The organism is Acidovorax sp. AC410 (genome assembly GCF_979253235.1).
The window spans coordinates 2264729-2290889 of sequence record NZ_CEEDCG010000001.1 but is presented as its reverse complement, the minus strand read 5'-3'; the positions used below and the strand labels follow the sequence as shown (position 1 = coordinate 2290889).

The 26161-nt window shown below is 67.1% G+C and carries 26 protein-coding genes and 1 pseudogene; 13 read left to right on the top strand and 14 right to left on the bottom strand.

Annotated elements, in window-relative coordinates:
• Positions 1–24 precede the first annotated feature (24 nt).
• From AC0IZS_RS10615 to AC0IZS_RS10605, 3 genes and pseudogenes are all read right to left on the bottom strand, one after another.
• A complete protein-coding gene (locus AC0IZS_RS10615; protein ID WP_471635605.1) occupies positions 25–1122 on the bottom strand; it encodes a VanZ family protein in 1098 nt (365 codons plus the stop codon).
• Between the two features lie 13 nt (positions 1123–1135).
• A complete protein-coding gene (locus AC0IZS_RS10610) occupies positions 1136–1564 on the bottom strand; it encodes a CopD family protein (protein WP_471635604.1) in 429 nt (142 codons plus the stop codon).
• Between the two features lie 51 nt (positions 1565–1615).
• Positions 1616–2640: pseudogene (locus AC0IZS_RS10605) on the bottom strand (IS30 family transposase).
• Here AC0IZS_RS10605 and AC0IZS_RS10600 point away from each other — a divergent pair.
• The 4 genes from AC0IZS_RS10600 (at position 2605) to AC0IZS_RS10585 (ending at position 6566) form a co-directional block, all read left to right on the top strand.
• On the top strand, positions 2605–3594 hold the full coding sequence (locus tag AC0IZS_RS10600; protein WP_471635603.1) for a hypothetical protein: 990 nt from the start codon (positions 2605–2607) through the stop codon (positions 3592–3594). The pseudogene AC0IZS_RS10605 and the gene AC0IZS_RS10600 sit on opposite strands and share 36 nt — an antisense overlap.
• Positions 3587–4174, top strand: a complete 588-nt coding sequence (locus AC0IZS_RS10595) for a hypothetical protein (RefSeq protein ID WP_471635602.1) — start codon at positions 3587–3589, stop codon at positions 4172–4174. Before AC0IZS_RS10600 ends, AC0IZS_RS10595 begins: the two co-directional genes overlap by 8 nt.
• 250 nt (positions 4175–4424) lie before the next feature.
• On the top strand, positions 4425–5435 hold the full coding sequence (hemB, locus tag AC0IZS_RS10590) for a porphobilinogen synthase (protein WP_471635601.1): 1011 nt from the start codon (positions 4425–4427) through the stop codon (positions 5433–5435).
• 9 nt (positions 5436–5444) lie between these two features.
• The gene (locus AC0IZS_RS10585; protein ID WP_471635600.1) at positions 5445–6566 is read left to right on the top strand and encodes a magnesium transporter CorA family protein; all 1122 of its coding nucleotides are present in this window, start codon (positions 5445–5447) and stop codon (positions 6564–6566) included.
• Positions 6567–6609: 43 nt separating this feature from the next.
• Here the strand turns inward: AC0IZS_RS10585 and AC0IZS_RS10580 are convergent, their stop codons facing one another.
• The 3 genes from AC0IZS_RS10580 to AC0IZS_RS10570 all read right to left on the bottom strand — a co-directional run bounded on the left by AC0IZS_RS10580 (position 6610) and on the right by AC0IZS_RS10570 (position 8933).
• Entirely contained in the window at positions 6610–7233 is a 624-nt protein-coding gene (locus AC0IZS_RS10580) for a chalcone isomerase family protein (protein ID WP_471635599.1), read from the bottom strand.
• Positions 7234–7336: 103 nt separating this feature from the next.
• Positions 7337–8239, bottom strand: coding sequence for an amidohydrolase family protein (locus tag AC0IZS_RS10575; protein WP_471635598.1), 903 nt, complete (start codon positions 8237–8239; stop codon positions 7337–7339).
• Between the two features lie 4 nt (positions 8240–8243).
• A complete protein-coding gene (locus tag AC0IZS_RS10570; protein ID WP_471635597.1) occupies positions 8244–8933 on the bottom strand; it encodes a dienelactone hydrolase family protein in 690 nt (229 codons plus the stop codon).
• A gap of 118 nt (positions 8934–9051) precedes the next feature.
• On the opposite strand from AC0IZS_RS10570, the gene AC0IZS_RS10565 reads away from it, so the two are divergent.
• From AC0IZS_RS10565 to creC, 4 genes are read left to right on the top strand one after another with little or no spacing between them, the layout of a single operon-like run.
• Positions 9052–9798 carry an SDR family oxidoreductase gene (locus AC0IZS_RS10565; protein WP_471635596.1) on the top strand — a complete coding sequence of 249 codons (747 nt, stop codon included), beginning with the start codon at positions 9052–9054 and terminating at the stop codon, positions 9796–9798.
• 1 nt (position 9799) lies between these two features.
• Complete coding sequence (locus AC0IZS_RS10560) at positions 9800–10435, top strand: MarC family protein (RefSeq protein WP_057202598.1); 636 nt, start codon at positions 9800–9802, stop codon at positions 10433–10435.
• A 17-nt stretch (positions 10436–10452) separates the two neighbouring features.
• Positions 10453–11145 carry a two-component system response regulator CreB gene (gene creB / locus AC0IZS_RS10555; RefSeq protein ID WP_471635595.1) on the top strand — a complete coding sequence of 231 codons (693 nt, stop codon included), beginning with the start codon at positions 10453–10455 and terminating at the stop codon, positions 11143–11145.
• Between the two features lie 16 nt (positions 11146–11161).
• Positions 11162–12628, top strand: coding sequence for a two-component system sensor histidine kinase CreC (gene creC / locus AC0IZS_RS10550; RefSeq protein WP_471635594.1), 1467 nt, complete (start codon positions 11162–11164; stop codon positions 12626–12628).
• Here creC and AC0IZS_RS10545 read toward each other — a convergent pair.
• Positions 12625–13167 carry a hypothetical protein gene (locus tag AC0IZS_RS10545; protein WP_471635593.1) on the bottom strand — a complete coding sequence of 181 codons (543 nt, stop codon included), beginning with the start codon at positions 13165–13167 and terminating at the stop codon, positions 12625–12627. The genes creC and AC0IZS_RS10545 overlap by 4 nt on opposite strands.
• A 142-nt stretch (positions 13168–13309) precedes the next feature.
• Here AC0IZS_RS10545 and creD point away from each other — a divergent pair, with 142 nt between their 5' ends.
• Both creD and AC0IZS_RS10535 read left to right on the top strand, forming a co-directional pair.
• The gene (gene creD / locus AC0IZS_RS10540) at positions 13310–14749 is read left to right on the top strand and encodes a cell envelope integrity protein CreD (RefSeq protein ID WP_471635592.1); all 1440 of its coding nucleotides are present in this window, start codon (positions 13310–13312) and stop codon (positions 14747–14749) included.
• On the top strand, positions 14746–15066 hold the full coding sequence (locus AC0IZS_RS10535; RefSeq protein ID WP_471635591.1) for a hypothetical protein: 321 nt from the start codon (positions 14746–14748) through the stop codon (positions 15064–15066). Before creD ends, AC0IZS_RS10535 begins: the two co-directional genes overlap by 4 nt.
• 19 nt (positions 15067–15085) lie before the next feature.
• On the opposite strand, the gene AC0IZS_RS10530 is transcribed toward AC0IZS_RS10535, so the two are convergent.
• The 3 genes from AC0IZS_RS10530 to AC0IZS_RS10520 form a co-directional block, all read right to left on the bottom strand.
• Positions 15086–15598 carry a hemerythrin domain-containing protein gene (locus tag AC0IZS_RS10530; protein ID WP_471635590.1) on the bottom strand — a complete coding sequence of 171 codons (513 nt, stop codon included), beginning with the start codon at positions 15596–15598 and terminating at the stop codon, positions 15086–15088.
• 179 nt (positions 15599–15777) lie between these two features.
• Positions 15778–16359, bottom strand: a complete 582-nt coding sequence (locus AC0IZS_RS10525; protein ID WP_471635589.1) for a hypothetical protein — start codon at positions 16357–16359, stop codon at positions 15778–15780.
• 127 nt (positions 16360–16486) lie between these two features.
• The gene (locus AC0IZS_RS10520) at positions 16487–16705 is read right to left on the bottom strand and encodes a CsbD family protein (RefSeq protein ID WP_007851196.1); all 219 of its coding nucleotides are present in this window, start codon (positions 16703–16705) and stop codon (positions 16487–16489) included.
• Positions 16706–17056: 351 nt separating this feature from the next.
• On the opposite strand from AC0IZS_RS10520, the gene AC0IZS_RS10515 reads away from it, so the two are divergent.
• The 3 genes from AC0IZS_RS10515 to AC0IZS_RS10505 all read left to right on the top strand — a co-directional run bounded on the left by AC0IZS_RS10515 (position 17057) and on the right by AC0IZS_RS10505 (position 22131).
• Complete coding sequence (locus AC0IZS_RS10515) at positions 17057–19222, top strand: DUF1800 domain-containing protein (protein WP_471635588.1); 2166 nt, start codon at positions 17057–17059, stop codon at positions 19220–19222.
• A 14-nt stretch (positions 19223–19236) separates the two neighbouring features.
• On the top strand, positions 19237–20682 hold the full coding sequence (locus AC0IZS_RS10510; protein WP_471635587.1) for a DUF1501 domain-containing protein: 1446 nt from the start codon (positions 19237–19239) through the stop codon (positions 20680–20682).
• A 90-nt stretch (positions 20683–20772) separates the two neighbouring features.
• Positions 20773–22131: an NAD(P)/FAD-dependent oxidoreductase gene (locus tag AC0IZS_RS10505; protein ID WP_471635586.1), complete on the top strand. Its 1359-nt coding sequence runs from the start codon at positions 20773–20775 to the stop codon at positions 22129–22131.
• 111 nt (positions 22132–22242) lie between these two features.
• On the opposite strand, the gene AC0IZS_RS10500 is transcribed toward AC0IZS_RS10505, so the two are convergent.
• From AC0IZS_RS10500 to AC0IZS_RS10485, 4 genes are all read right to left on the bottom strand, one after another.
• Positions 22243–23187, bottom strand: coding sequence for an NHL repeat-containing protein (locus tag AC0IZS_RS10500; protein WP_471635585.1), 945 nt, complete (start codon positions 23185–23187; stop codon positions 22243–22245).
• Between the two features lie 387 nt (positions 23188–23574).
• Positions 23575–24252, bottom strand: a complete 678-nt coding sequence (locus AC0IZS_RS10495) for an ABC-type transport auxiliary lipoprotein family protein (protein WP_471635584.1) — start codon at positions 24250–24252, stop codon at positions 23575–23577.
• Positions 24253–24287: 35 nt separating this feature from the next.
• The gene (locus tag AC0IZS_RS10490; protein WP_145694405.1) at positions 24288–25265 is read right to left on the bottom strand and encodes an MlaD family protein; all 978 of its coding nucleotides are present in this window, start codon (positions 25263–25265) and stop codon (positions 24288–24290) included.
• Positions 25265–26161: an ABC transporter ATP-binding protein gene (locus AC0IZS_RS10485; RefSeq protein WP_471635583.1), complete on the bottom strand. Its 897-nt coding sequence runs from the start codon at positions 26159–26161 to the stop codon at positions 25265–25267. The genes AC0IZS_RS10490 and AC0IZS_RS10485 overlap by 1 nt, the downstream gene beginning before the upstream one ends.

Genomic DNA, 26161 nt, shown 5'->3' with positions numbered 1-26161 from the left:
ATGCCCATAACCCCCAAAAGGAGCTCAGGCAGGACCGTCGCGCCGCGCCACCCGCACCACCACATAGGCCAGCGCCGCATAGGGCCAGACCCAGCCCAGCCACTGGCCCAGGCCGTAGAAGCGGATGAAGCGCCCCTGCTCCCAGGCCTGCAGCGTCTGGGCAAAGTAAGCGCTGGTGGGGGCCTGGTTGAGCAGGCCCAGGTGCCACACCAGCACCAGCAGCAGCACGGCGGCGCAAGCGCGCCGGGGCAGCGCCAGCAGCAGCACCGCGAGCGCCAGGGCGCCCCACACGCCCACGCGCACGGGCAGGCCCATCCATTCCCAGGCATGGGCCGGACCCCAGCTCAGCGCCGCCGACAGGGCCGTGAGGACCACGCCGACCACCACCACGGCCAGGGCAAACAGGGCCCGGCGCCCCATCTCGCGGATGATGCAGTAGCCCAGCAGGCACGGAATCAGCAGGCCCAGCGTCACGCACAGCAACTCGCCGCCAGGGGACAGCGGATCGAGCGCGGTGTCGCGCATGGGCAACCAGTCCAGGAACGGGGTGTCGGCCAGGATCTCGACCAGGGCCCCCTCCAGCCGCTCAAGCACCTGCCCCAGGCCAAACGGCAGGGCCGCCGGGAACAGCAGGGCCAGCGGCCACAAAGCCAGCAGCACCAGCGCGCCATGGGCATCCTGCACGAACCACCGGTTGCGAAAGTCGCTCCAGCGGTCGATGGCCCCCAGGCGCTCCAGCGCCGACGCCGTGAGCGCCCCGGCCAGCGTGCCTGCCGAATTGAGCAGCAGGTCCATGTTGGAAGGCACGCGCCGGGGCAGGTAGATCTGCAGGAACTCCAGGGTCAGCGACAGCAGCACGCCAGCCACCGTGGCCAGCACCCAGGCACCCCAGCGCCAGCGCATGCGCAGCAGCGCCAGCGCCAGCAGGAAACCCAGCGGGGCATAGCCCACCAGGTTGGAGGTGACGTCAAAGCCGGTCCAATAGGGCGGCGGAATCGGCGAGGCGAGGAACACCCAGGGATCGATGCCTTGCGCGCGCCAGCCGTCGAACGGGAACAGGCTGGCAAAGACGACCAGCGCCGCATAGATCAGCGCGAGGGGGCCGGCCGAACTCTTGTACACGGGCGCTGGGCCGTCAGAACGGCTTGACCACCACCAGCACCACGGCGGTCACCAGCAGCAGCACCGGGACCTCGTTGAACCAGCGGAACCACCGGTGGCTGCGGCGGCTCGAGCCGTCGACCAGCTTGCGCAGCAGCATGCCGCAGGCGTGGTGGTAGCCGATGGCCAGCACCACCACGGCCAGCTTGGCATGCATCCAGCCGTTGCCCGGCCCCCGGCCGATGCCATAGCCCAGCCACAGCCAGATGCCCAGGGCCAGTGCCGGCACCGCCAGCAAGGTGGTGAAGCGCAGCAGCTTGCGCGCCATGAGGATCAGGCGCTCGCGCTCGGCCACCGAGCCCGGCGCCACCATGGCCAGGTTCACGAAGATGCGTGGCAGGTAGAACAGGCCGGCGAACCAGCTGGCAATGAAGACGATGTGGAAGGCTTTGACCCAGAGCATGGGCGCAGTTTAAGGGGGCGGATTCAAAAGCGAAGCGCAACACCCTGGATTTCAATGAACAAGGGTGGAGTGCTGCGGGTTGTTGATCAGCAACTCGCGGTACACAGCCAGCGGTGATCGTACCCCCAGCCCCTTTCTGGGGCGGTTATTGATCTCATCGGCTATCGCATCGAGTTGCTGCTGGCTGTAGATGCTCTGGTCCGTCCCCTTGGGAAGGTACTGGCGAACCAGGCCATTCATGTTCTCGTTGGGAGCCCCTTTGCCAGGGGCTGTGCGGGTCGCAGAAGTACACCGCTATCCCGGTTTGCTCGCTGAGCTTCTTGTGCATGCTCATCTCCCGGCCCTGGTCGTACGTCATGCTCAGGCGCATCGGCTGGGCAATGCCCAGCAGCTTGTCCGTGAAGCCCTGCAAGACGTTGGCAGCACTGGCCGGCTTGAACTCAGGGAGCTTGACCAGCATGACCAATCGGCTGGTGCGCTCCACCAACGTCCTTACTGCACTGGCATTGCCTTCGCCCTCGATCAAGTCGCCTTCCCAGTGCCCGGGGAACGGGCGGTCTTCGATCTCTGGCGGGCGTAAGTGAATACTCAGCATGTCCGGGATCTGGCCCCTGCGGTCCTTGCCCTTGCTGCGCGGCACGCGCTTGTTGTGGGCGTGCCGCAAGGTGGCGATCAGTTCTTTGCGCAACTCGCCCACGGGCATGGCATAGATGCAGTTGTAGATGGTCTCGTGTGACACGCGGTGCTCATGGCCTTGGGATGCAAGCGTGCCAGTGTCAGGGTAATCTGCTCGGTCGACCAGAGAAGCCGCAGCAAATGGCCCACCAGGCCCCACAGGATGGAGTCAGGGTGCAGCTTGACGGCGGGCCTGCCGCAGCGCGCCTGCGCTGCAGGCAAAGGCACTGCGCCTTGACGCTGCCATAGTCCGATGGATGGCCCGATGGATGACCGTTGCGCACCAGCTCCCGGCTGATCGTTGCCGGTGAGCGCAGCAGTTGCCTTGCGATTGTGCATCTGCGGACCTTACGGGGTGGCAGGTGTTGCACTTCAGTTTTGAATCCGCCGAGGCAATCTATGCCATTAGAACCGAACTCCCGAAAATCCTTCCTTCCGAAATCTCACAAGAGGACACCGCTAGGATATCTCCATATTCAGGCAAGGCGTGTTTAGAAATTATTCGGATAAATACCGGTCTTCCGCCGGCACCAGCGGCCATATTTAAATCCAAATCAACGGCAACACAGATCTTTACCGCCCCAGAAAAGGCTGCTAAGATGTGTCAATATTTTACAGAGGGGGTCGCTTTGCGGGCATTATTACTTGCAGCATTGCTGATATGTCCTACCGCGTTCGCGCAAACCTCGTTGAGGGTCTCGGCCACAGCGTGGCAGGGCCTCAACGCCGAAGAGAAGGCAAGTGTTCAGCAAAAGTACGTGGTGGAAGTCATGGCGCCAGAATCGTTCGGCACCATTCTCGACAACCAGGGGCTTGACCGGTCCACGCCAGGCACCAATGCAGGGACGGCCGTCGGCGCCGCCATCGGCAGCGCAGCCTATGTGGACCGCGCCATCAACCACGGCAATTACTCCGGCAAGACCCATGTGGCCGCCATGCTGCTCGGGATACTGGTCGGCTCGGCGCTCGACCGGCCGGCCCAGTCCAGCTACCAGTTCCGATACGCCATACGACTGGGCAATGGGAACATCATTTACCAGGATACGTATTCATCGACGCCATTCCGACATGCAGTCGGTGTATGCGTATTCACACCCTCAGTTGACCTTGCGCCAGAACAGCATCTATGCATGCAGACCACGGAGTCATTCAAAAACTCCCTGGGCATTTTCAATCTATCGACTGCGCTCAACGCGTCTGCGGGTGACCGCTCCAGTTCGCCAGATACATTGCCTACAACCCCGGCCAGCGAGATATTCAGTGCAACCGTCAGTTGCAAGCTTGGCACGTTGGCTCCCGTCAAGACTTCACCGGAAAAATGCAAACTCATCAATGGAGCGATTATCAATGATTAATAAAACCTTTGTGCTGGCTGCGGTAATTTTGCTGACCGGGTGCGCCGCCAATACTTATACATTGAACCAAAAAATATATAGTGGAGAAAGTGCGTTTCATACGGCGGTGAGTACCGATGTTGCAGAATCACTTGCATCGGTCACACCTTTGGCCGCCCCGTTGACGAAGAAAAAGCTCGTCGTTGCGTTCCCGAGCCAGCAAGCAGCTTTTGAGGAAACTAATAGAAGGCATGCAGCAATTGCAGGCAGGGAGGCCAGTGGAGTTCAGCTAGAGCTCTACAAAAACCTGTCCATAGCCAATAACAGGTTGACCCGGGTGTTTTTTGAAGGTATTCAGAAGAAAGGAATTTACTCGTCTGTTGAAATCCGGGAGCTTTCCAGCATGGCCATCTCCATAGAACCATCAGCGGATTACGACGTGCTGTACTTCACGGAAGCTGCGGCCAATTCGGGCCAGTATTTCTATGCGTCGGCAAAACATGGAAAGCAAGTTTTCGCCTATGACCGCAGTGGAGTGACCTCCGCGGCCAAGGTCAGCGCCTTCATTGACGCTGCGCAGGCACAGGCGATCCGCGACTGATGGTCCTTGGGCGCAGCCGGATGTGCCCAACCCTGAGTGACAAAAAAAAGCCCGGCAAAAGCTGCCGGGCTTCGAAAGCCCTGCCTGCATTACGGCAGCCCAGAGCCCCGCTCAGGGAGGAAAGCGGGGGGCAGCAAGCTGCCCGGAACCAATTTAGCACCAGCCCGCGGGGCATACAAGCAGGGTTTGACACCGGCACCAGCAGCCCTCGCGCAGCCTTGGCAACGGCGCTTGAGGCACAATTTTCCCCATGCACCTCCCAAGCCCCGCCCCTTTCCCGCAGAACCGCCCGCGCCGCCTGCGCCGCGATGCCTTCACCCGCAACCTGGTGCGCGAGCACTGCGTGACCCCGCACGACCTGATCTACCCGGTGTTCGTGCATGAGGGCCAGAACCGGCGCGAGGCCGTGGCCTCCATGCCCGGCGTGGACCGGCTGAGCCTGGACCTGCTGCTGCCCGTGGCCGAGGACTGCGTGCAGCTCGGCATCCCGGTGCTGGCGCTGTTCCCGGCCATCGACCCGGCCCTCAAGACGCCCGATGGCAAGGAGGCCCTGAACCCGGACGGCCTGATCCCGCGTGTGGTGCGCGCCCTGAAGAAGGAATTCCCCACCCTGGGCGTGATGACCGACGTGGCGCTGGACCCCTACACCAGCCACGGCCAGGATGGCCTGCTCGACGATACCGGCTACATCATCAACGACGACACGGTGGAGGTCCTCACCGGACAGGCACTCACGCATGCCGAGGCGGGCGTGGACATCGTCGCGCCCAGCGACATGATGGACGGGCGCATCGGCGCCATCCGCGAGGCGCTGGAGGTGCAGGGCCACATCCACACGCGCATCATGGCCTACAGCGCCAAGTACGCCAGCGCCTTCTACGGCCCCTTCCGCGATGCGGTGGGCACGCGCGGCGCCCTGGGCAAGGCCGACAAGAACGTCTACCAGATGGACCCCGGCAACACCGACGAGGCACTGCGCGAGGTGGCCCAGGACATCGCCGAAGGCGCCGACATGGTGATGGTCAAGCCCGGCATGCCCTACCTGGACGTGGTGCGCCGCGTGAAGGACGAATTCGGCGTACCCACCTTCGCCTACCAGGTGAGTGGCGAATACGCCATGCTCAAAGCCGCCGCCGCCAACGGCTGGCTCGACCACGATGCGGTGATGATGGAAAGCCTGCTGGCCTTCAAGCGTGCGGGCGCCGATGGCGTGCTGACCTACTTTGCGCGCGACGCGGCCCGTCTGCTGCGGGCGCGGTAGAACGCCTCCATGCGCATCTTCCATATCCAGAGCAACGGCGCCCAGGAACTCGACGCACTGCCGGCGCAGCGGCCAGAGCAGGGCTACCTCTGGATCGCCTGCGCGCGCCCGGCCTTCCAGGCCCAACTGGCCGAAGTGCAGGCCGCCCTGCTGCGCCTGACCGGGTTGCAACTGGTGGACCTGCACGTCTCCGACCTGCTCAACGCCCAGTTGCCCTCGCACTACGACTACACCTCGCAGTACGACCTGCTGGTGTTCCGCCGCCTGGCCACGGCGCCGCCCGATGCCGACGATGCCGCCGCCCTGCAGCCCGCGCCCCGGCGCGGTGGCCCGCCGGTGCTGCTGCGCATCGATACCAGCCCCGTGGGGTTTGCGGTGTTCGACCAGGTGCTGCTGACGGTGCATCCCGGTGACTGCAGCGTACGCGATGCCTATGCCACGCGCCTGCTGGCGCCCTCCCCCACCGACCCGCGCGAGGGCCGTGCCAGCCCTACGGCCTCGGGCTCGCGCAAGCCCACCTCGCCGGCCGACCTGATGCTGCGCCTGGTGAACCAGATGGTGGACGGCTACCTGGACCTGCGCCGCGAGCTCTCGCGCCAGCTCGACCACTGGCAGACCGAGCTGCTCAGGCCCCGTGCGCGCTACGTCAACTGGAGCTCGCTGCTCGACGCGCGCCTGTCGCTGCACGCACTGGACGAAATCTGCGAGGACCAGCGCACCGCCGTGCAGGACTGGATCGACGCGCTGGAGACCTGGGCCGTGCCCGAGTCGCCCACGGGCCTGCGCGACCTGGACCTGCTCAAGGTGCGCAGCCGCGACGTGCTCGAGCACATCGAGCGCGTGGTGCACCACGTGCGCCGCATGGAGCAGAACACCGAGACCGCCGTGCAGATGCATTTCTCGGTGCAGGGCAACCGCACCAACGACATCATGCGCACGCTGACAGCGCTCACGGCCGTGTTCCTGCCGCTGAACCTGATCGCCGGCATCTTCGGCATGAACTTCGAGTTCATTCCGCTGATCCACAAGCAGGACGGTTTCTGGTGGGCCATGGGCTCCATGATCACCATTGCGGTGGTGCTGGTCTCGGTCTTCTGGCGCAAGCGCTACCTGGCCCGCACGGGCGCCTGACGGCCGCTGCGGCCACAACCCGGCATTCGCTGCGAGAGGCAGGTCAGTTGGCGCCGGACGACAGCAAGGCGTCCTTGAGCTGGCTGTCCACCGGAGCAGCCCCCAGCCAGATGCGCAGCACCATGCCAAAGTATTCGGCATCGCCCACGGGCGCGCCCTGGGGCTGGCCCTGGATATAGAAGGTCGTGCCCTTGCCAGGCACGAACTCCATCGCGAAGGTGTCGCCCGAAGCCAGCTTGGTGCGGCCCGAGAAGATCTCGACCAGGCGGTTGCTCGACGGCGTGTGGCGCCGGACCTGGTCCGGTGTGGCGTTGCTGGACAGCCCCTTGATGAACGACAGCCCCAGGTCCGTGCCCGGGATGTCGCGCTGGGCGACGAACTGCAGGCGCACCGGCCCGCTGGTGGCGGCCAGCGCCTCGTCGGCAGTGCGCACCTTCTTCGGCAGGTACAGCGCCATGTCGTAAACCTTGAACACGGCGCGGTAGCGCGTGCCCGTGCCCTGCAGCACCAGGGGCGACCCCTGCACGGTCTGGGTCGGCTCGAAGGCCGTCGCCGCGATGGAAGGTGCCACGAAACCCAGGCTGGCGGCCGCCAGGGCCAGGGCGCAGGCGCTGCGGGCCACAGGACGGCGGCCGGAATGGAAGGAAAGGCGTGTCGTGTTTTTCAAGGGCTTGTCTCCGCAATGCAGGGCCAGGGTGCTGGAAGGTGAATTCCTCGCGGCGCTCTGCCCGCACTGAAATGATAGGCGACGCAGCGCCCGCAAGCCCCGGCTACTTGCCCGGTGCCGGCACCCCGAACAAGGCAGCGCTGTTGCCAAACGCCACCCCCTGCGCCACCGCAGGCGGCAGGCCGCCGAGCCAGGCGCGGTAGCCCTTCATGAGCCCCTCGTAGTGCTGCCAGCGCTGGTTGACCCAGGTGTCCGAGCCGATCACGAAGCGCGTGGGGTACTTGAGCAACAGAGCGCGCCAGGCCGGGCACAGCTGCTCGTTGTCGCAGACCAGGCCAGGGCGGTACGAGAGCTCGCCCACCAGGCCCGGGTAACGCGCCATGAGCGCGTCCACCCGCTCCACCGGTGCGCCGCCGATGCCCGTATGCGCCCAGACCAGTCGTACCTTCTGCCCCTTGGAAGGGGTGTTGGCCATCAGCAGGTCGATGGCGGCATCGTCCACGTGCGCCAGCACCACCAGGTCGCGCTGCTCGGCCAGCACCATGAGCTTCTTCGCCACGGGGCCATCGGCATTCGCACTGTCGTACAGGTGGAACTCGCCAATGCCCTTGTAGGGACCGGAGGCCGTGCCCTTGGCCAGTTCGGCCTGCACCATCTCGTAGATGCTCTCGTCGCGGAACCAGTTGCTGTAGTCCTCGCGGTTGCGGTACAGGCGCACGAAGGGCACGACGGCGATGCCGGCCTCGCGCACCTCCTTGGAGGCGGCCAGCGCCAGCGAACCGGTGTTGGGCCGCGAGTTGGCGACGATGGCGCGCACGCCCGAGGCCTTCATGCGCGCAATGACGTCGGCCGGCGGGTGCGGGCCGTTCTGGCCGTTCCAGGCCTCTTCGTTGTAGTGCAGGTGCGCGTCGAACAGCGGACCGGTGTAGTCGGCGGCCTGCACGGTGCCCGCTGCGCAGGCGGCGACCAGCAGCAAGCCACCCAGCCATTGGAGGTGTCGGTCCATGGCGTCAGCCCAGGTGCTTGTCGAAGAAGCCCAGCGTGCGGTCGCGCGCGGCCAGGGCCGAGGCCTCGTCGTAGCTGCCGCGCTGGTCGCAGTTGAAGCCGTGGTCGGCCTCGTAGATATGCACCTCCACCTCGGGGTGGGTACGCGCGAAGGCCTGCACGCCATCCACCGGGATGTGCTTGTCGCGCTGGCCGAAGTGGGCCAGCACGGGCACCTGGGGCTGGCGCGCGGCCTCGGTCTCGGTGGTGACGCCACCACCGTAGTAGGGCACGGCGGCCGACAGGCCCTGGAGCAGGCAGGCCGAGCGCCAGGTCAGCAGCCCCCCCCAGCAAAAGCCCACGATCCCAACCTTGCGGCCACTGCGCTCACCCGCGTAGTCGATGGCGGCCTGGATGTCCGGCAGCACGCCGGGGGCGGGCAGGCCTTCCACCGCGGCCTTGAGCGCCGCGCCGGCGGACACATCCTCTGCGGTGTAGCCCAGCTCCACGCCCTGCTTCACGCGGTGGAAGGTGGCGGGCGCCACGGCCAGGTAGCCGCGCGCGGCCAGGCGGTCGGCGACGGCGCGGATGTGCGAATTGACCCCGAAGATCTCCTGCAGCACCACCACGGCGCCGCGCGGCGCGGTGTCGGGCTCGGCCACCCAGGCGGGAAAGACGAAGCCGTCGGCGGACTTCAGATCGACAAACTGACCCATGGTGCAACTCCTTGAAGACGACAAAAACCAGACAGACAGGGAATGAAAGCGGGCTAACCAGGCCCCGCAAAGCCCCCTGGCAATGCTGTAATGCCCCATTCTTGCAGGAGACGCTGATTTGGACAAAGTTGCATTGATCACAGGGGGCAGCCGGGGCATTGGCGCCGCCACCGCCCTGCTGGCCGCCCGCCAGGGCTGGGCCGTGGCCGTGAACTACCAGGCCAACCAGGCTGCTGCCGAGGCGGTGGTGCGCCAGATCAACGCACAGGGCGGCAAGGCCATCGCCGTGCAAGGCGACGTGGCGCATGAGGACCAGGTACTGGCCATGTTCACCGCCGTGGATGCGCAGCTCGGCCGCCTCACGGCCCTGGTGAACAACGCCGGGGTGGTGGACGTGACAGCCCGCGTGGACGAGATGGACGTGGGGCGCCTGCGCCGCATGTTCGAAACGAATGTGATTGGCAGCATCGTCTGCGCCCGCGAAGCCGTGCGCCGCATGAGCACGCGCCATGGCGGCACGGGCGGCTCCATCGTCAACGTCTCGAGCGCCGCCTCGCGCCTGGGCTCGGCCCACCAGTATGTGGACTATGCGGCCAGCAAGGGTGCCATCGACAGCTTCACCATCGGCCTGGCGCGCGAGGTGGCAGCCGAGGGCATCCGCGTGAACGCTGTGCGCCCGGGACTGATCGAGACCGAAATCCACGCCAGTGGCGGCCTGCCCGACCGGGTGCAGGACCTGGCCCACCAGGTGCCCATGCAGCGCGGCGGCACCGCCGAGGAGGTGGCCCAGGCCATCGTGTGGCTGATGTCCGATGCATCGCCCTACACCACCATGTCATTTTTAGACGTCTCTGGAGGCCGTTGATATGGACCTGAAACCACTCATCACCTTGCTGGCCATCGTGAACCCGCTGGCCATCGTGCCCTTCTTCATCCACTACACGCAGGGGTTTTCGGCGGCGCAGCGGCGCGCCACGATCCGCACGGCGGCGTTTGCCTCGTTCTGCGTGATCGCGGCCTGTGCGCTGCTGGGCCTGCAAATCCTGGAGTTCTTCAACATCTCGCTGCAGAGCTTCCAGGTGGGCGGCGGCATGCTGCTGTTGATCAGCGCGATGAACATGCTCAACGCCCAGCCGGCCGAGGCCAAGCCCATGACCAATGAGCTGGAGGAAGGCGTGGAGAAGGCGGCCACGGGCTCCAGCATCGCGGTGGTGCCACTGACCATTCCGCTGCTCACGGGGCCGGCCAGCATGTCCACCGTGGTGATCTACGCCGACAGGGCGCAGACCATCTGGCAGCAGCTGGCGCTGGTGGGCTATGGCGTGGTGATCGCGCTGGCCACGGCCGTGTGCTTCTCGCTGGCCGACCCGATCGCGCGCGTGCTGGGCAAGACCGGCATCAACGTGATGACGCGGCTCATGGGCCTGATCCTCGCGGCGCTGGCCGTGGAGGTGATGGCCGACGGCCTGGGCAAGCTGTTTCCGGTGCTGGTGGCGCGTTGAGTTTCGCTGCTCGCGCCATGCCGGCACGGTTGCTGCTGCTGGAGGACGACCCGGCGATTGCGCGCACCGTGGCCTATGCGCTGGAGCGCGAGGGCCTGGCGGTGACGCACAGCCTGCTGGTGCACGATGCACGCCAGCAGATGCGCCAGCAGCCCTTCGACCTGCTGGTGCTGGACGTGGGCCTGCCCGACGGCAGCGGCCTGGACCTGCTGCGCGAACTGCGTGGTGCGCCAGCCACCGCCACCCTGCCGGTGCTGGTGCTCAGCGCGCACGGTGAAGAAATCGACCGCGTGCTGGGCCTTGAGCTGGGCGCCGACGACTACTTGGCCAAGCCCTTCAGCCCGCGCGAGCTGGCCGCGCGCGTGAAGGCCCTGTTGCGCCGCGCGGGGACCCAGGCGCTTGCCGCAGCCGCTGCGGCCCCTGCCCCGTTGTTCCACGACGACGAGACCGGCCAGCGCATCAGCCTGCGCGGCCAGCCGCTGGCGCTGACCCGGCGCGAGTACCGGCTGCTGGCCTGCCTGCTGCGCGGCGCGGGGCGCATCCACTCGCGCGATGCGCTGCTCAATGCAGCCTGGGGCGACGACAGCGAGAGCACCGACCGCACGGTGGACACGCACATCAAGACGCTGCGCGCCAAGCTGCGCGAGGTTGATGCCGGCCACGAATACATCAGCACACACCGCGGCATGGGCTACTGCCTGGACCTGTAGACAAGGACTGCCGCCTATGCGCCTGGGCATCCGCCTGCTGTTCGCCTTCTTCCTGATCAACGGCATCGCCGCGTTCTTCGTGCTGCGCGTGTTCACCGCAGAGATCAAGCCCAGCGTGCGCGAGGTGATGGAGGACATGATGGTGGACACGGCCAACATCCTGGCCGAGCTGGCCAGCGACGACCTGGTGGCTGGCCGACTGGACAACGGCGCGGTGGAGAGCGCCTTTGCCCGGCATGTCCGCATCTACGCCACGCGGCCCATCGACGCGGCGATCTGGGGCCTGTCCAAGCAGTCGCTGGACTACCGCATCTACGTGACGGACGCCGCGGGCCGGGTGCTGTTCGATTCGGAGAACCGCGCCGTGGGCGCCGACTATTCGCAGTGGCGCGACGTGGCGCGCACCCTGCGCGGGGAGTACGGCGCGCGATCCACCCGCGATGTACCGGACGACGATGCCAGCGGCGTGATGCACGTGGCGGCGCCCATCTATGCGCCTGGCCACAGCGCCGGCGAACGCCGCATCGTCGGCGTTCTCACCGTGGCCAAGCCCACGCGCACGGTGCAGCGCTTCATCGACCGGGCCGAGAACAAGGTGCTGGCCAGCGGCGTATTGCTGCTGGCGCTGTCGGCCGCCGTGGGCGTGGCGGTGACGCTGTGGATGGTGTGGAACGTGCGCAAGCTGCGCGACTACGCGCTCAGTGTGCAGGGCCCCGCCGCTGGCGACCGGGACTCGCCGCCCACCCCGGCCCTGGCGGTGCCCGAGGTGCCCGGCGAGCTGGGTGACCTGGCCCGTGCCATGGACCGCATGCGTGCGCGGCTGGAAGGGCGCGACTACATCGAGGGCTATGTGCGCGCGCTCACCCACGAACTCAAGAGCCCCGTGGCCGCCATCCGCGGTGCAGGCGAGCTGCTGCAGGACGAGCTGCCCGCCGCCGACCGGACCGAGTTCGCGACCCAGGTGGTGCAGCAGAGCGAGCGCCTGCAGCGCATCATCGACCGCCTGCTGGAGCTGAGCAAACTGGAACAGCGCCACCATGCCGACGCCCAGGCCCCCGTGGCGCTGCAGGGCTGCGCAGAAGCGGCCGTGGCCCAGACCCGGGGCCGCGCGGGCCAGCGCGGCATCACCCTGGCCATCACCGGCAGCGGCGCCAGCGGGCCGTGGGAGTCGGAACTGGTGACCCTGGCCTTGACCAACCTGCTGGACAACGCCATCGACTTTGCCCCCGCCGGCAGCAGCGTGCAGGTGGAACTGGTCGGCGCCACCGTGGCCGTGCAGGACAGCGGCCCCGGCGTGCCCGACTACGCCCTGCCCCGCCTGGGCGAGCGCTTCTTCACCACCGCCCGGCCCGGCGGCGAGCGCAGCGGCTCGGGCCTGGGCCTGGCCATCGTGCGGCGCGTGATGGCGCTGCACGGCGGGCAGATGGCGGTGCGCAATACGGCGCCGGGCTTGCGGGTGGAGCTGGAGTTCCGCAGCGTCTAGCCAGCGGTGGCAAGCCGTGGCTGGGCGTTCAGGAAGTGGATCAGGTCACCAACGGTGGTGACCCGGTCGTAGAAGGGATTGGCCTGCGGACAAGAGAGGTCGCGGCCCGCGCGCTGGGCCATATCCACCAAAAGATCGTCCAGGTCTTCGGAGTCCAACCGCAGGTCGTCCTCCAGACGGTCTGTCGCTCGCAGCGGCAGCAGCCATCTTGCCGAGTAATAGCTCTGAAGCTCCTCGTACACCGACCGGACGACCCAGGTGTCCACCTTCCGGCAGTCGATGGCGCGTGCGAACTGGCAGATGGACTCTCCCGAGCGTGCCTGCACCCACTGCGCCAGGCGCTTTTCCTGCCGCCGCCCCTCGACAACAACCAGGGTCCCCAGTACTGCGGCTACCGAGCACACGGTGAGGGGATGGGCCCACAAGGCGGACAGCAGTGCCCCCAGCAGTGCCAATGCGGCAACGGCCACGAACAGGCGTTCGCGCCATGACGGGACGGGGCGTCGCGCCCTGGGCATGAATCGAGAGGCTTTTCGCATGGCACTTCTCTTCCAATGCTTGCTGATGAAGACGGTCCATTCTGCCAGCTCGGGTGCACTTCACACCCGCCTCACAAACTTCATCGCCCCCTCACACCCACCGCCAACACTGCCTGCACATTCATCACCTGTGGAGGATTTCTTGAAACACCCCTTGTTCATCAAACTGCTGGGGCTTGCGGCCATCGTGCTGCTGCTCATGGTCGGCCTGGGCCTGATCGAGGACGTGGTGCGCGACCGGCAGCGCTACCGCAGCATGACGGCGCAGAGCGTGGCCGACAGCCTGGCCGGTCCGCAGACACTGATGGGCCCGATGATCCACAGCGCCTGTGTGGAAAGCTGGGACGTGGAGACCGGCAAGGGCGAGGAGCGCCGCACGGTGGAGCAGCGCCGTGAGTTCCTGCTCACGGCCATGCCCGATCAGCTCAAGCTGCGCACCGGCGCCGCGATGGAAGAACGCGCGCGCGGGCTGCACAAGGTCAACACCTTCAACCTCAAGTCGCACATCACCGCGCAGTGGGGCGCGCTCGGCAGCCTGCAGCCGCAAAGCACCATGAAGGGCTCGCGCATGCACTGCGGCGCACCGATCCTGATGGTGGCTGTGGGCGACGCCCGCGGCATCCGCATGGCCCAGGTCACGCTGGGCGAGCAGGCGCTGCCGCTCAAACCCGGCACCTTCCACCCCACCTACACGCGCGGCCTGCACGCCAGCCTGCCCGAGTCGGTGCGCGGCCGGGCCGAGGGCCTGACCGCGACGCTGGACCTGGAACTGGTAGGCACCGAGCGCCTGTCCATCGTGCCCCTGGGCGGCAGCACCGAGGTGCAGATGACCAGCGGCTGGCCACACCCCTCGTTCTCGGGGCGGTTTCTTCCCTCCGAGCGCGAGGTGACGAAAGAGGGGTTCACCGCGCAGTGGCGCCTGTCGTCCCTCGCCACCACGGCCCAGCAGGACATCGCCAACAGCAAGCGCATCTGCGTGAATGGCCAGGACAGCCCGAACGAGTACGCGGCACCGGGCGGCGGCACCGCCAGCGACTGCGCCGACAGCTTCAGCGTGGCCTTCGTCGACCCGGTCAACCCCTACACGCTGGCCGACCGGGCCACCAAGTACGGCGTGCTGTTCATCGCGCTGACCTTTGTGGCCGTGGGCCTGTTCGAGCTCATGAAGAAGCTGCGCGTACACCCGGTGCAGTACCTGCTCGTGGGCAGCGCACTGTGCAGCTTCTTTTTGCTGCTGGTGAGCCTGTCGGAGCACCTGCCCTTTGGCATGGCCTACGGCATCGCGGCCACCGCCTGCGTGCTGCTGCTGGCCTACTACGCGAGCCACATGCTGGGCAGCCTGGCGCGCGGCATTCCGCTGGGCGCGGCCATCGCCCTGCTGTATGGCCTGCTCTACGTGCTGCTGCAGCTGGAGCAGACCGCGCTGGCGGTGGGCGCTATCGCGCTCTTCCTGGTGCTGGCGGCCGTGATGGTGCTGACCCGCAAGGTCAACTGGTATGGGCTGACCCCGCCCGCCAGCACGCCCCGCCCACCCGCCCAACCGGGACTGGCCACCGCCACCCAGCCGGGGAGCCCTTCGTGAACACGTCCGCCACACAGCCTCCCTCGGCCTGGGAGCAACACCTGGCAGCGCCTGTCGCAGAGCCGGCACGGCCTTTGTCGGGCGCTGAAGCCCTGCGTGTCCAACGCTACCGCGACCAGTTGCTGGCCGCCCTGCAGGCACACGACCGGGCCGCGCTGCAATGCGCCAAGCAGGCCGTGCTGCGGGCGGCCTACGGCCCCCAGGGCACATCCGGCCCACCGGCCTCGGCCGCACTGCGCGCGGCGCTGCGCGACCTGTCGTGGCACATGGCGATCCTGTTGCTGCCGCGCCATCCGGCGGGCCGGCTGGCGCACTGAGACAGGCGCAGCCGGCCGCTCAGGCAGCCACCGGCTGTGCCGAAGGCGTTGCAGGTACCGCAGGCGAGCAGCCCGCTGCGCCACAGCCATGCACCAGCCCGCCGGGCAGCGCCTCGGGTGCGTTCACCACGCCGGTGGACGCATCGAAGCCCACGCGGCGCAGGTGCAGCGCCAACGCCGCATCCATGGTCTGCGCATGCTGGGGAAACCACAGCGCCAGCTCGGCGGCCATCATGCGCAGTACCTGCAGGTCACCCTGCACGGCACGCAGCGCACCCTCTCGCATGACCTGCAGCACCACCTTGTGCTGCATGCTGTGGCAGTTGCCCGAAGCAAAGCGCGTGGAGGCCATCCACTGGTCCTCCATGCCGAAGTGCTGTTCGGTGTGGGCGACGAGTGCCTGCCAGCAGGCGAGCAACTGCGCGTCGTCCGAGCGCTCCACCCGGGCCAGGAGCGCGACGAACTCCTCATGGGTTTCATCCATCAACGGCAGGTCCAGTGCCAGTGCGTCCGACCATTCCAGTGCTGCCATGTGCCGTTCCGTTCTTGCAAGCCAATCGAGTGGCCAGCTTAGGCGGGTGCGGGCCGCAAGACTTTGATGCAGGTCAGCTCGCCGCGCAACGTGGCGCTGCCCATGAAAAAGCCCCGCACAGTGCGGGGCTCGGTGGCGCACCATCAGCACAGAGGCCGTGATGCAGGGGCGGGACCGATTTAGCTCTGGCCGTACATGCGCTTGGCGTCGTCCACACACTTGGACTTGGCGTCACCGCTCATGGCGTCGCAGCGCTCCTTGGCGGCCTTGTAGTTGGCTTCGTTCTTCTCGGCCGTGGCGTCCTTGCGGGCTTCGGCGACCTGGGCGCCCTTTTCGGCGGCGTTGTCGGCAGGCTTGGCTGCGGCCTTTGCCACCTTGGCGTTTTCCTTGGCGCTGGTATGGGCTGCCTTGGCATCCTTCACACACACGTCCTTGGCGTTGCCCTTGAGGTCATCGCACTTTTCCTTGGCCACGTCGTAGTCGGCATCGGCACGTGCCATGCGGGCCTTGTTCGTGGCCTTGTCGGAAGGCTTGTGCTGGGCGTCCAGTTCGGCCTTGGCGACGTTTTCGGCGCCCTTGGCTTCCTTGACGCAGATGTCCTTGGCATTGTCCTTCAGGGTGTCGCAGTTGGTCTTGGCGGCTTTGTAGTCGGCCGAGATCTTGTCCTTGGCCGTCTTGTACTCGGCGTCGGTCATGGCCATGGCGGAAGTAGCCAGCAGGCCGGCTGCGATGGAAGCGATCAGGGTACGGGCGAATTTCATGGTTATCTCCTCGGGTCTCAGGGTTGTCTTTTAGGGGGTGTTGAAAGCGCTATGGGCATCCGGTGGCCCGCCAACTGCAGGGCCGGGAGCCCTGGAGGGTTCTGGCAACCGGTGCGCCACGGACTTGTCAGTCGTTGAAGCGGAAGTCAGGATGGCGGCTCTGCCAGTCGCTGAGCTGCTTTTCGGCAGCATCGCGGGCAATGCCCTGGCGTTCCTGCAGCTTGCCCAGGAACTGTTCGCGCTTGCCATCGATGACGTCCAGGTCATCGTTGGTGAGCTTGCCCCACTGCTCGGTGATCTTGCCTTTGAACTGCTTCCAGTTGCCCTTGATGGTGTCTTCGTTCATGGTGTGCATCCTCGAAAAAATTCGCTTCAGCCATCCACTCGGATTGCGTGGAACACTTGCGTGATGCGATGGAGAGACTGTAAGAACGAGTCCGCCTGCAGCGCGTAGTCCGCACCGTGGAACCCACGTCGGCGCACGCCTACGGGCCTGCCGGACAAGCACCCGCTGGAGCGCTCAGGCCGTTTTTGATCGCCGGAAAAGCGGGTGTTGCGGCAATGCATCGAAAAAACGCCGGCTGCTCTCTGTGGCGGCATCTGCGCGTTTCTTTTGGTAACGCTTACTAGCATGTAGGGAATGCAACTTTTGTAGGAGGCTGCCTACACTTCTCTACAAATCTTCACAAAAGTCGCTATGACACACGCCCACGAAGCTTCCGATGCGGCGCTGGCAGCACCGTTGCCCGCCCACGCACCCTCTTCCTTGCCGCCTACCGATGCAGCGCACACGGCATCGGACCCCGTGGGTTCCCCCTGGCTCAAGCTGTCGGCGGCAGCCGCCGCCAGCGCCGCCCTCGCCGCTTGCGGCGGCGGTGAGGCTGAAGCCGAGGCGCCCCAGGCGCTACGGCAGGCGGACAACGCTCCCCACATGCCCTTGCTGGGCGACATGGGCGGCTCGGGCTCTTTCCGGTCGGACCAGGCGGCCAGCCGCACGCCCACACCCGACGAGCTGATGGACTGGGCGGAGATGGTGTTCCCGCAGTACTTCGACTCGCACCAGGCCAGCATCACCAACGGCGCGCTCGTCTTTCGCTACTACGGCGGCACACGCAACTACCTGGGGGTGTACCAGGGCAATGTCGTGGTGCTGGGCCCGCCCACCAACAACGCCGTGGTCAATGTCGGCACGCTGGCCAGCTTTGGCGACGCGGTCTTCTCCAGTGGTCGGCCGTTCAACGACCCGGAGGCGGCGCGCTTTCTGCTGCAGGCGGGCTTTGCAGCCACCACGCAGGACATCGCCACCGTTCGCTCCATCGGGTTCGACGCCTGGCTGAACGCGCAGTTCAACGCCCCCATCGGCATCTCCGGCTGGGAGTGGCTCAACCAGCGCGGGTACGCGACGGTCGACAACTCCACGGCCTACTACGACAACACCTACCCCGGCGATTGCATGATCTGGTCGCAGCTCATGACATCGCCCGACAGCCTGCGCAAGCGGGTGGCGCTGGCGCTGTCGGAGATCTTCGTGGTCTCGCTCTCGGGGCTGGACTTCAACTGGCGCAGCCACGCCATCGCGCACTACTGGGACACGCTGGTCTTTCATTCGTTCGGCAACTTCCGCAACCTGCTGCAGGATGTGTCGCTGAACCCGGCCATGGGCTACTACCTCAACACCCGCGGCAATCAGAAGGAGAACGCCGCCACGGGCCGCCAGCCCGATGAGAACTACGCGCGCGAGGTCATGCAGCTCATGTCCATCGGGCTGGTCATGCTCAACATTGACGGCACCGTGCGCCGCGACGGCGCGGGCCAGCCCATCGAAAGCTACAGCCAGTCCGACGTGACCAACCTGGCGCGCGTGTTCACGGGTTACGACTACAACCAGTCGCTCAACCAGCAGGGCACCGTGCCAGGCACCACCCGCACGGTGCCCAACACCGCCTTCACGCGGCTGCCCATGTCGCTCAATGCCTCGCTGCACTCCAGTCTGGCGGTGAATTTCCTGGGTACCAGCATCCCGGCCAATGCGCCCGGTGCTGCGGCCCTGGCCACGGCGATGGACACCTTGTTCTACCACGGCAACGTGGCGCCTTTCATTTGCAAGCAGCTGATCCAGAGGCTGGTGACCAGCAACCCCTCGCCGGCCTACGTGGCGCGCGTGGCCACGGTGTTCAACAACAACGGCGCCAGCGTACGCGGTGACATGAAGGCGGTGGTCCGCGCCATCCTGCTCGATGACGAGGCACGTTCCTCCGCCGGCCTCACGCAGCCGGGCTTCGGCAAGCTGCGCGAGCCCATGCTGCGCCTGGTACAGTGGGGGCGCACCTTCAACATCAGCTCCAGCTTCGGCAGCTGGAAGATCGGGGACACCAGTTCCGCCAGTTCGCGGCTGGGCCAGAGCCCGCTGCGTTCACCCTCGGTGTTCAACTTCTTTCGGCCCGGCTATGTGCCGCCGTCCACGGCCCTGGCCCAAAGCGGCGCCGTGGCGCCCGAGTTCCAGCTGGTCAACGAAAGCAGCGTGGGTGGCTACCTGAACTACATCCAGGGCGTGATCCGCAACGGCATCTACGTGAATGCACCAGATGTTCCCTTCAACAGCAGCAACGGCACCAACGGCTACGACATCAAGGCGCTGTACACCCATGAGATGGTGCTGGTCACCGACCCCGATGCCCTGGTCGCACGCATCAACCTGCTGATGTGCGCAGGCCAGCTGTCGGCCGCCACCGTGAAATTGATCTCCGACGCGATCAAGGCCACGCCGGTCACGGCCGCCAGCACCGACAACGTCAAGCTCAACCGCATCGCGGCAGTGATCTTCCTGGTCATGGCCTCGGCCGAGTACCTCATCCAGAAATAAGAGGACGCGCTGCCATGCACCTGCTCCAACCCGAACTCCACACCCGCCGGGCCTTCCTGCGCCGCTCCACGCAACTGGGCCTGGCCGGCACCGCCCTGCCCTTTGCGCTGAACCTGGCCGCCATGGGCGAGGCCGCCGCCTTCACCGCCACCGACTACAAGGCCCTGGTCTGCGTCTTCCTCTACGGCGGCAACGACTATGCCAACACCGTGGTCACCTACGACGACCCGAGCTACCTCAAGTACAGCGCCATCCGGGGCGGCAACGGCCTGGGGGGCGGCGGCATCGCCATCCCCAAGGACGCACTGGGTGCCACCCTGCTCAACCCCACGGCCGCCCTGCCCGGGGGGCGCCAGTACGCGCTGCACCCGGCCATGTCGGGCCTCACGGGCCTGTTCAACAACGGCAAGGCCGCCGTGCAGCTCAACGTCGGCCCGCTGGTGGTGCCGCTGACCCGCGCCCAGTACAACGGCTCCAACCGCAGCCTGTACCCGCTGCCGCCCAAGCTGTTCTCGCACAACGACCAGCAGTCGGTATGGCAGTCGTCCTCGCCCGAAGGCTCGACCATCGGCTGGGGCGGCAACATCGGCGACCTGGCCCTGTCGTCCAACGCCAACTCGCTGTTCACCTGCATCTCGGTCACGGGCAATGCGGTGTTCCTCTCGGGCGACTCGGCCCTGCAGTACCAGGTGAGCACCAGCGGTGCGATCCCGATCAACGGCGTCAAGAACAGCGTCTATGGCTCCACGGCCGTGCGCTCGGCGCTGACCAGCCTGATCCAGCAGACCAGCAGCCAGACGCTGGAGAACGAGTACAACCGGGTGACGACGCGCGCCGTGACGTCCGAGTCGCTGGTCACCACCGGCATCGCCGGCGTGAACCTGGCCACGCCCTTCCCCGCCAACAACGGCCTGGCGGACCAGCTCAGGATGGTCGCCCGCCTGATCGGCGCACGCGGCACCATGGGCACCAAGCGCCAGGTGTTCATGGTCTCGATGGGCGGCTTCGACCTGCACGACAACCTGATCTCCCAGCAGCCCGGCCTGATGCAGCGCCTGAGCGATGCGATGACCGCCTTCCACAGCGCCACGGTGGAGCTGGGCATCGCCGACAAGGTGACGGCCTTCACCGCCTCCGACTTCGGCCGTACGCTCAACTCCAACGGCGATGGCTCGGACCACGGCTGGGGCAGCCACCACCTGATGGTGGGTGGCGCCGTCAAGGGCAAGGCCTTCTATGGCTCGGCCCCGCCGGTCAGCAACACCAACACCGCCGCACCCGACGACCAGTGGCACGTAGGCCAGGGCCGCCTGCTGCCCAGCACCTCGGTGGACCAGTACGCCGCCACGCTGGCCAAGTGGTTCGGCGTGAGCAGCACCGAAATCGCCGGCGTGCTGCCCAACCTGAGCCACTTCGGCGGTGCCGAGTACCCCTTGGACCTGGGCTTCATGAACGCTTGAGCGGCCACGCCGCCACAACGCCCCGCACGCTGCAAAGCCTGCGGGGCGTGCCTTTCCGGGACCCCGCTGCAGACTGCCCATAATGCAGCCATGAGCAGCATTCCCAACACACCCATCCGCCCCCGGGTCGTCATCATCGGTTGCGGATTCGGTGGGCTCGAAGCGGCGCGCGCGCTGCACGGCAGCGCCATCGATGTCACGGTGGTCGACAAGACCAACCACCACCTCTTCCAGCCCCTGCTGTACCAGGTGGCCACCGCCGGGCTCTCGGCGCCGGCGATTGCCGCGCCCGTGCGCCACCTGTTTCGCAAGCAGCCCAACGTGACCACACTGCTCGGCGAGGTGGAGCGCATCGACGTCGCGGCACGCAGCGTGCTGCTGCAGGGTGGCGATGCCCTGCCCTACGACCACCTGATCGTGGCAGCTGGCGCCACCCACAGCTACTTCGGCCGCGACGACTGGGCACCCTTCGCGCCCGGCCTCAAGACCCTGGACGACGCCTTCGAGATTCGCCGCCGCATCCTGCTGGCCTTCGAAGCGGCGGAGCGCGAGGGCGATCCCGCCCGGCGCGCCGCCTGGCTCAACTTCGTGGTGGTGGGCGGCGGCCCCACGGGCGTGGAGATGGCCGGCACCCTGGCCGAGATCGCGCGCCACACGCTGCCCGGCGAGTTCCGCCGCATCGACCCGGCCAGCGCGAAGATCATCCTGCTCGAAGGCGGCACACGCGTGCTGCAGGCCATGCCCGAGGCCCTGAGCCAGCGCGCCAAGGAACAGCTGGAAAAGCTGGGCGTGGAAGTGCGGGTGAATGCGCGGGTGACGGCCATCGATGCCATCGGCCTCACGGTGGCAGGCCCCGCCCCGGGCGCTGACCCTACGGCCACCAGCTACACAATTCCCAGCCAGTGCATCGTCTGGGCTGCCGGAGTGGCTGCATCGCCCCTGGGCCGGTTGCTGGCCGAGGCCACCGGCTGCACCACCGACCGCGCAGGCCGTGTGGTGGTCGAGCCCGACCTCACGCTGCCCGGCCATCCCGAGATCAGCGTGGTGGGTGACCTGGCTGCCGCCAGGAGCCATGTGCCGGGCCAGGAGCCCACGCCCGTGCCCGGCGTCTCGCCCGGCGCCAAGCAGATGGGCCGCGCCGCCGCCGCCAACGTACTGCGCCGCCTGGCCCAGCAACCCGCCCAGCCGTTCCGCTACCGCGACTACGGCAACCTGGCCACCATCGGCCGCAATGCCGCCGTGGTGGACCTGACCTCTCCGATCGGCCCGGTGCGCTTTTCAGGCTACTTCGCCTGGCTGTTCTGGCTCTTCGCCCACGTCTACTTCCTGATCGGCTTTCGCAACCGCCTGGTCGTGCTCATGGACTGGGGCTGGGCCTACTGGAGCTTTGCGCGCTATGCGCGTGTGGTGACGGGCATCGAGGGCGCAGCGAAAAGAGTCCGTGAATGACAAACGGGCCCCAAGGCCCGCTCATGCAAACCAGCCTCGCCAGGCGGTACCTTTGCGCAGGAGCCTACCCTGCGCTGGTCGACGCCGCCTGGCGATGCCGGAACCGGATGCTCAGTATCCGGCGCCGGTGGCCAGCGGCAGGAAAGTGTCCACCGCCCCCAGCACAGCAGGCGCGCCGCCCACCTGGGTGTAGCTCAGCTGGCCATTGCTGATCGACAGGATGGTGCCCGTGTCGCGGTAGAAACGGTAGTACTGGTTGCCGTAGGTCAGCGAAGGCGAGAACGAGGGCTTGAACAGCGTGGGGAAGGTGTCTTCCGCGTAGTTGAACAGCCGGTCTTCCGAACGCGTGACCACCGCCTTGAACGGCGCCAGGCCGCCAGCTTGCCCCAGGCCCGTGAAGTCCATCACGTAGCTGATGGAGCCGGTCGACGGATCGACCTTGAACAGCTTGGTGAATGCCGCTCCATACAGGGTGTTGCTGTCGCCTTCGGCCAGGCCATAGACCGAGGTCGCCAGGCCGAAGCTGCCGACGTTGGCCGACTGCTGGTTGTTGCGCAGGTTGACGATGCCGAGCGAGTCGTTCTCGCCTGCAAAGAACAGACGGCCATTGAGGTAGGCCAGGTCACCCGCCGATTGTGCGGGCAGCGTGCCGACCACCGTGGACTGCGCGTTGGCGGGGTTGAGCTGGTAGAGGTTCTTGTTGACGGCGGACGCAGCGAACAGCTTGCCGCTGCCGTCGAAGGTCAGTGCATTGGCGGTGCTGATGCCGTGCTTGCCGAGCAGCACGGCACTGCCGTCGGCGGCCAGGCGGTACAGCGAGTTGAAGGTCAGCACGTACAGGGTGCCTGCGGCATCGGTGGCGATGTCGGTGATGGAGCCGTCCACCGTGGGGCGGGACACCAGGGTCAGGGACTTGGCGTCCACATCGACCAGCATGATCTTGCCGCTGTCCTGTACATAGAGCTTGTCACCGGCCCAGGCGGTGGTGGTGGCTGTGGCGGCGAGGGCGATGGTGGCGGCGCAGGCGGAGCGCAGCAGCGATGGCTTGAAGAACATACAGAAAATGACCTCGGCAATGAACGTGGATCGGAGCCTGTGGTGGCAGTACAGCGCAAGGTGCGCCGCCCAGCCACACGCACACAGGGCGGGAAAGAAAAAAGACAGACAGCTTCTCGCTGCGGCGAGCACGGGGCTGACCACAGCAGCGGGCACCGGCGCCTGTGCGCGCCGGGAACGTACTGACGACCCATGCGAAGCCGTGTCGGGCAGCGCCTGCGGTTGCTGCCCGACAAGGGACTTGCGCGGCCCCGAACAGATCGTCAACACGGTCCGGGCCATTATGGGAGAGGGTTGCGCACCGGGGCACCCTACCAAAGTAGGGTTTGGGCCGAATACACAAAGTGTTTCAATCGCGGCAGACCGCCCGCTGCGGGGGCTGGCGCCTCAACGCGCCTGCACCACCTGCTCCAGCCACTCGTCGATCTCGCGCGCGGCCTGCTGGGCCGCCTCGGCAAGCGCGCGGGTTCCCCCGGCCGCATCGGCCGTGGTGGCCGGCCGTTGCACGATGAAGACACGCTGGCCCACCAGGTTTTCGCCCAACTGGGTGGGCTCCGCAACGGTGGCACGCAGGCGCACCAGGCCGGCGCTTTCGGTTGCGCTGTTGAACACCTGGCTGAACTCTTCGAGCTCCAGGCGCAACACGGTGGGCCGCTTGTTCGCCACCCGGGCCTGCACCGCCGCATCGCTGGTGTTCAGGATGGCCCGGCGCAGGCCCAGGTGCTCGCGGATGCGCTGCTGCACCAGCACGGCCGGGGGCTGGCTCCAGCGCGCCGCGGCATAGGGGCGTGGCTGCTGCGCATCGGCGTAGGCCAGCCGGTAAAGCACCGAGGTGCTGCTCTCGGGCATGCCGGTGGCTTCCACGTCGGCCAGCGCCAGCGGCGGCAGCGGAGCGCGGCGGTCGCTCGGTGCCGTCGCCATGGCGCCAGGGCCGAAGTCATACTGCACCGCGCGCGTGGGTGGGCCAGGCAGGGCCGAACAACCGGCCAGCACGGCGGCGGCGCATGCCAGGGCGGCAACCTGGCGCCCCGGACGTCCCGGGACAATGCGTTGGATATCCAGCATGGCGATGTACTCCTTGAATTCGTCGGGCAGCGCCATCAGCGCGCGGCGCCGGGTGCGGCGAAACCCTCTTCGCCCGGCCCGGGCGGGATGCGGCCCGAGCCGTAGATGAAGGACTGCGGGTTGTCGCTCACGCTGTTGGCAGCCCGGCCGATCTGGCGCGCCGTGCGCGACAGTTCATCGGCCGCACGGGTGACGCGCGGCAGGGTGTTGCTGCCCAGCGCATCGGCCGCGCGCGTGAGCGCCTGGGTGCCCTGGGTGATCTGGTCGATGGGGCCGCCCTCGATGGTCAGGCGCTGGTTGGTGGCATTGATGCCCGCCGCCATGTCCGACACGCTGGTGCCAGCCTTCTGCAGTGACTGCAGCGTCTGGCGCGCATCGCCGGCCAGTGCGGGCAGCGACGCCAGGGCCGGATCGAGCCGGGTCTGCACCGTGGTGTCCAGCCGCTTGGTGAGGGCGTTGACGCTGCCCGCCGCCTCGCCGATGTTGCCGATGGCCTCGGTGAGCAGCTTCTGGTTGGTGTCCCCCAGCAGCTGGTTGATGCGGCGCGTGGCCTCCTCCACCTGGCCCAGGATGGCCGGCGCCTGCTCGGCCAGGCGGCCAAACGGCGAAGGCTTGAGCGGCAGGCGCGGCAGGCCGCTCGGGCCCGGGGGCAGCTCGGGGTACGGTGCGGCCGCATCGTCGAGCTGCACATGGGCCAGGCCGGTGACGCCCTGGTAGCCCAGCACGGCGAAGGTGTTGGGGCTGATGGGGGCCTGCTCGTTCACGGCAATGCGGATCAGCACATTGCCATTCACCTGGGGATCGAAGCCGATGCGCGTGACCTTGCCCACGGCCACGCCCTTGTAGCGCACGGTGGCCTGGGGCTGCAGGCCGCTCACGCCGTCCTTGGTGGACAGCTCGTACTGCTCGTAGTTGGCGTTGTCGCGCGTGAGCCAGATGGCCAGCCCCGCCAGCATGGCGGCCACCACGATGACGAAGATGCCGGCGGCGAGTGCGTGGGATTTGTTTTCCATCAGGCGTCCTTGGAAGTCTGCGTTGGGGCCGCGGGCGCTTGCCCGGGCAAGCCCGCCAGGGGGGCCATGGCGCGCTGGCCACGTTCACCCATGAAGAATTGCTCGACGAAGGGGTGTTTGAAACGCGCCACGTCAACAGGCGGGCCGGTGACGATGACCTTCTTGTCGGCCAGCACGGCCACCCGGGTGGACAGGGCAAACAGGGTGTCGAGGTCGTGCGTGACCATGACCATGGTGAGGCCCAGCGCCGCGTGCAGCTCGCGCAGCAATGCGCAGAACTCGTCGGCACTGCTCGGGTCCAGCCCTGCGGTGGGCTCGTCGAGCAGCAACAGCGGCGGGTCCATGATCAGCGCGCGCGCCAGGGCCACGCGTTTGACCATGCCGCCCGACAGGTCGGCCGGCATGCGGGTGGCGTGCTCGGGCTTGAGGCCCACCATCTGCAGCTTGACCAGCGCGGCATCGCGCACCAGATCGTCGGGCAGGGTGCCCTGCTCGCGCAGCGCGAAGGCCACGTTGTCGAGCACGTTGAAAGCCGAGAACAGGGCACCGTGCTGGAACAGCATGCCCACCCGACTGGCGGCCCCTTCACGCCCCATTTCGGAGGCCGGACGGCCGAGCACGGTGACCGTGCCACGCGCAGGCCGGGCCAGGCCCAGGATCTGGCGCAGCAGCACCGTCTTGCCGGTGCCCGAGCCCCCCACGAGCGACAGCATCTCGCCGCGCTGCACGGTGAACTCCAGGTCCTGGTGCACGGCAAAGGCTTCGCTGCCTTTGCCGAACACGCTCCACAGGCCCCGGACCTCGACCACGGGCGGCGTGCCCGGCGGGAGGGCCAGCGCCTGGGGCGCATTGCTGCCGGCGGTGGTGGGAGGCGTGGAAATGTCGGCGGTGCTCAC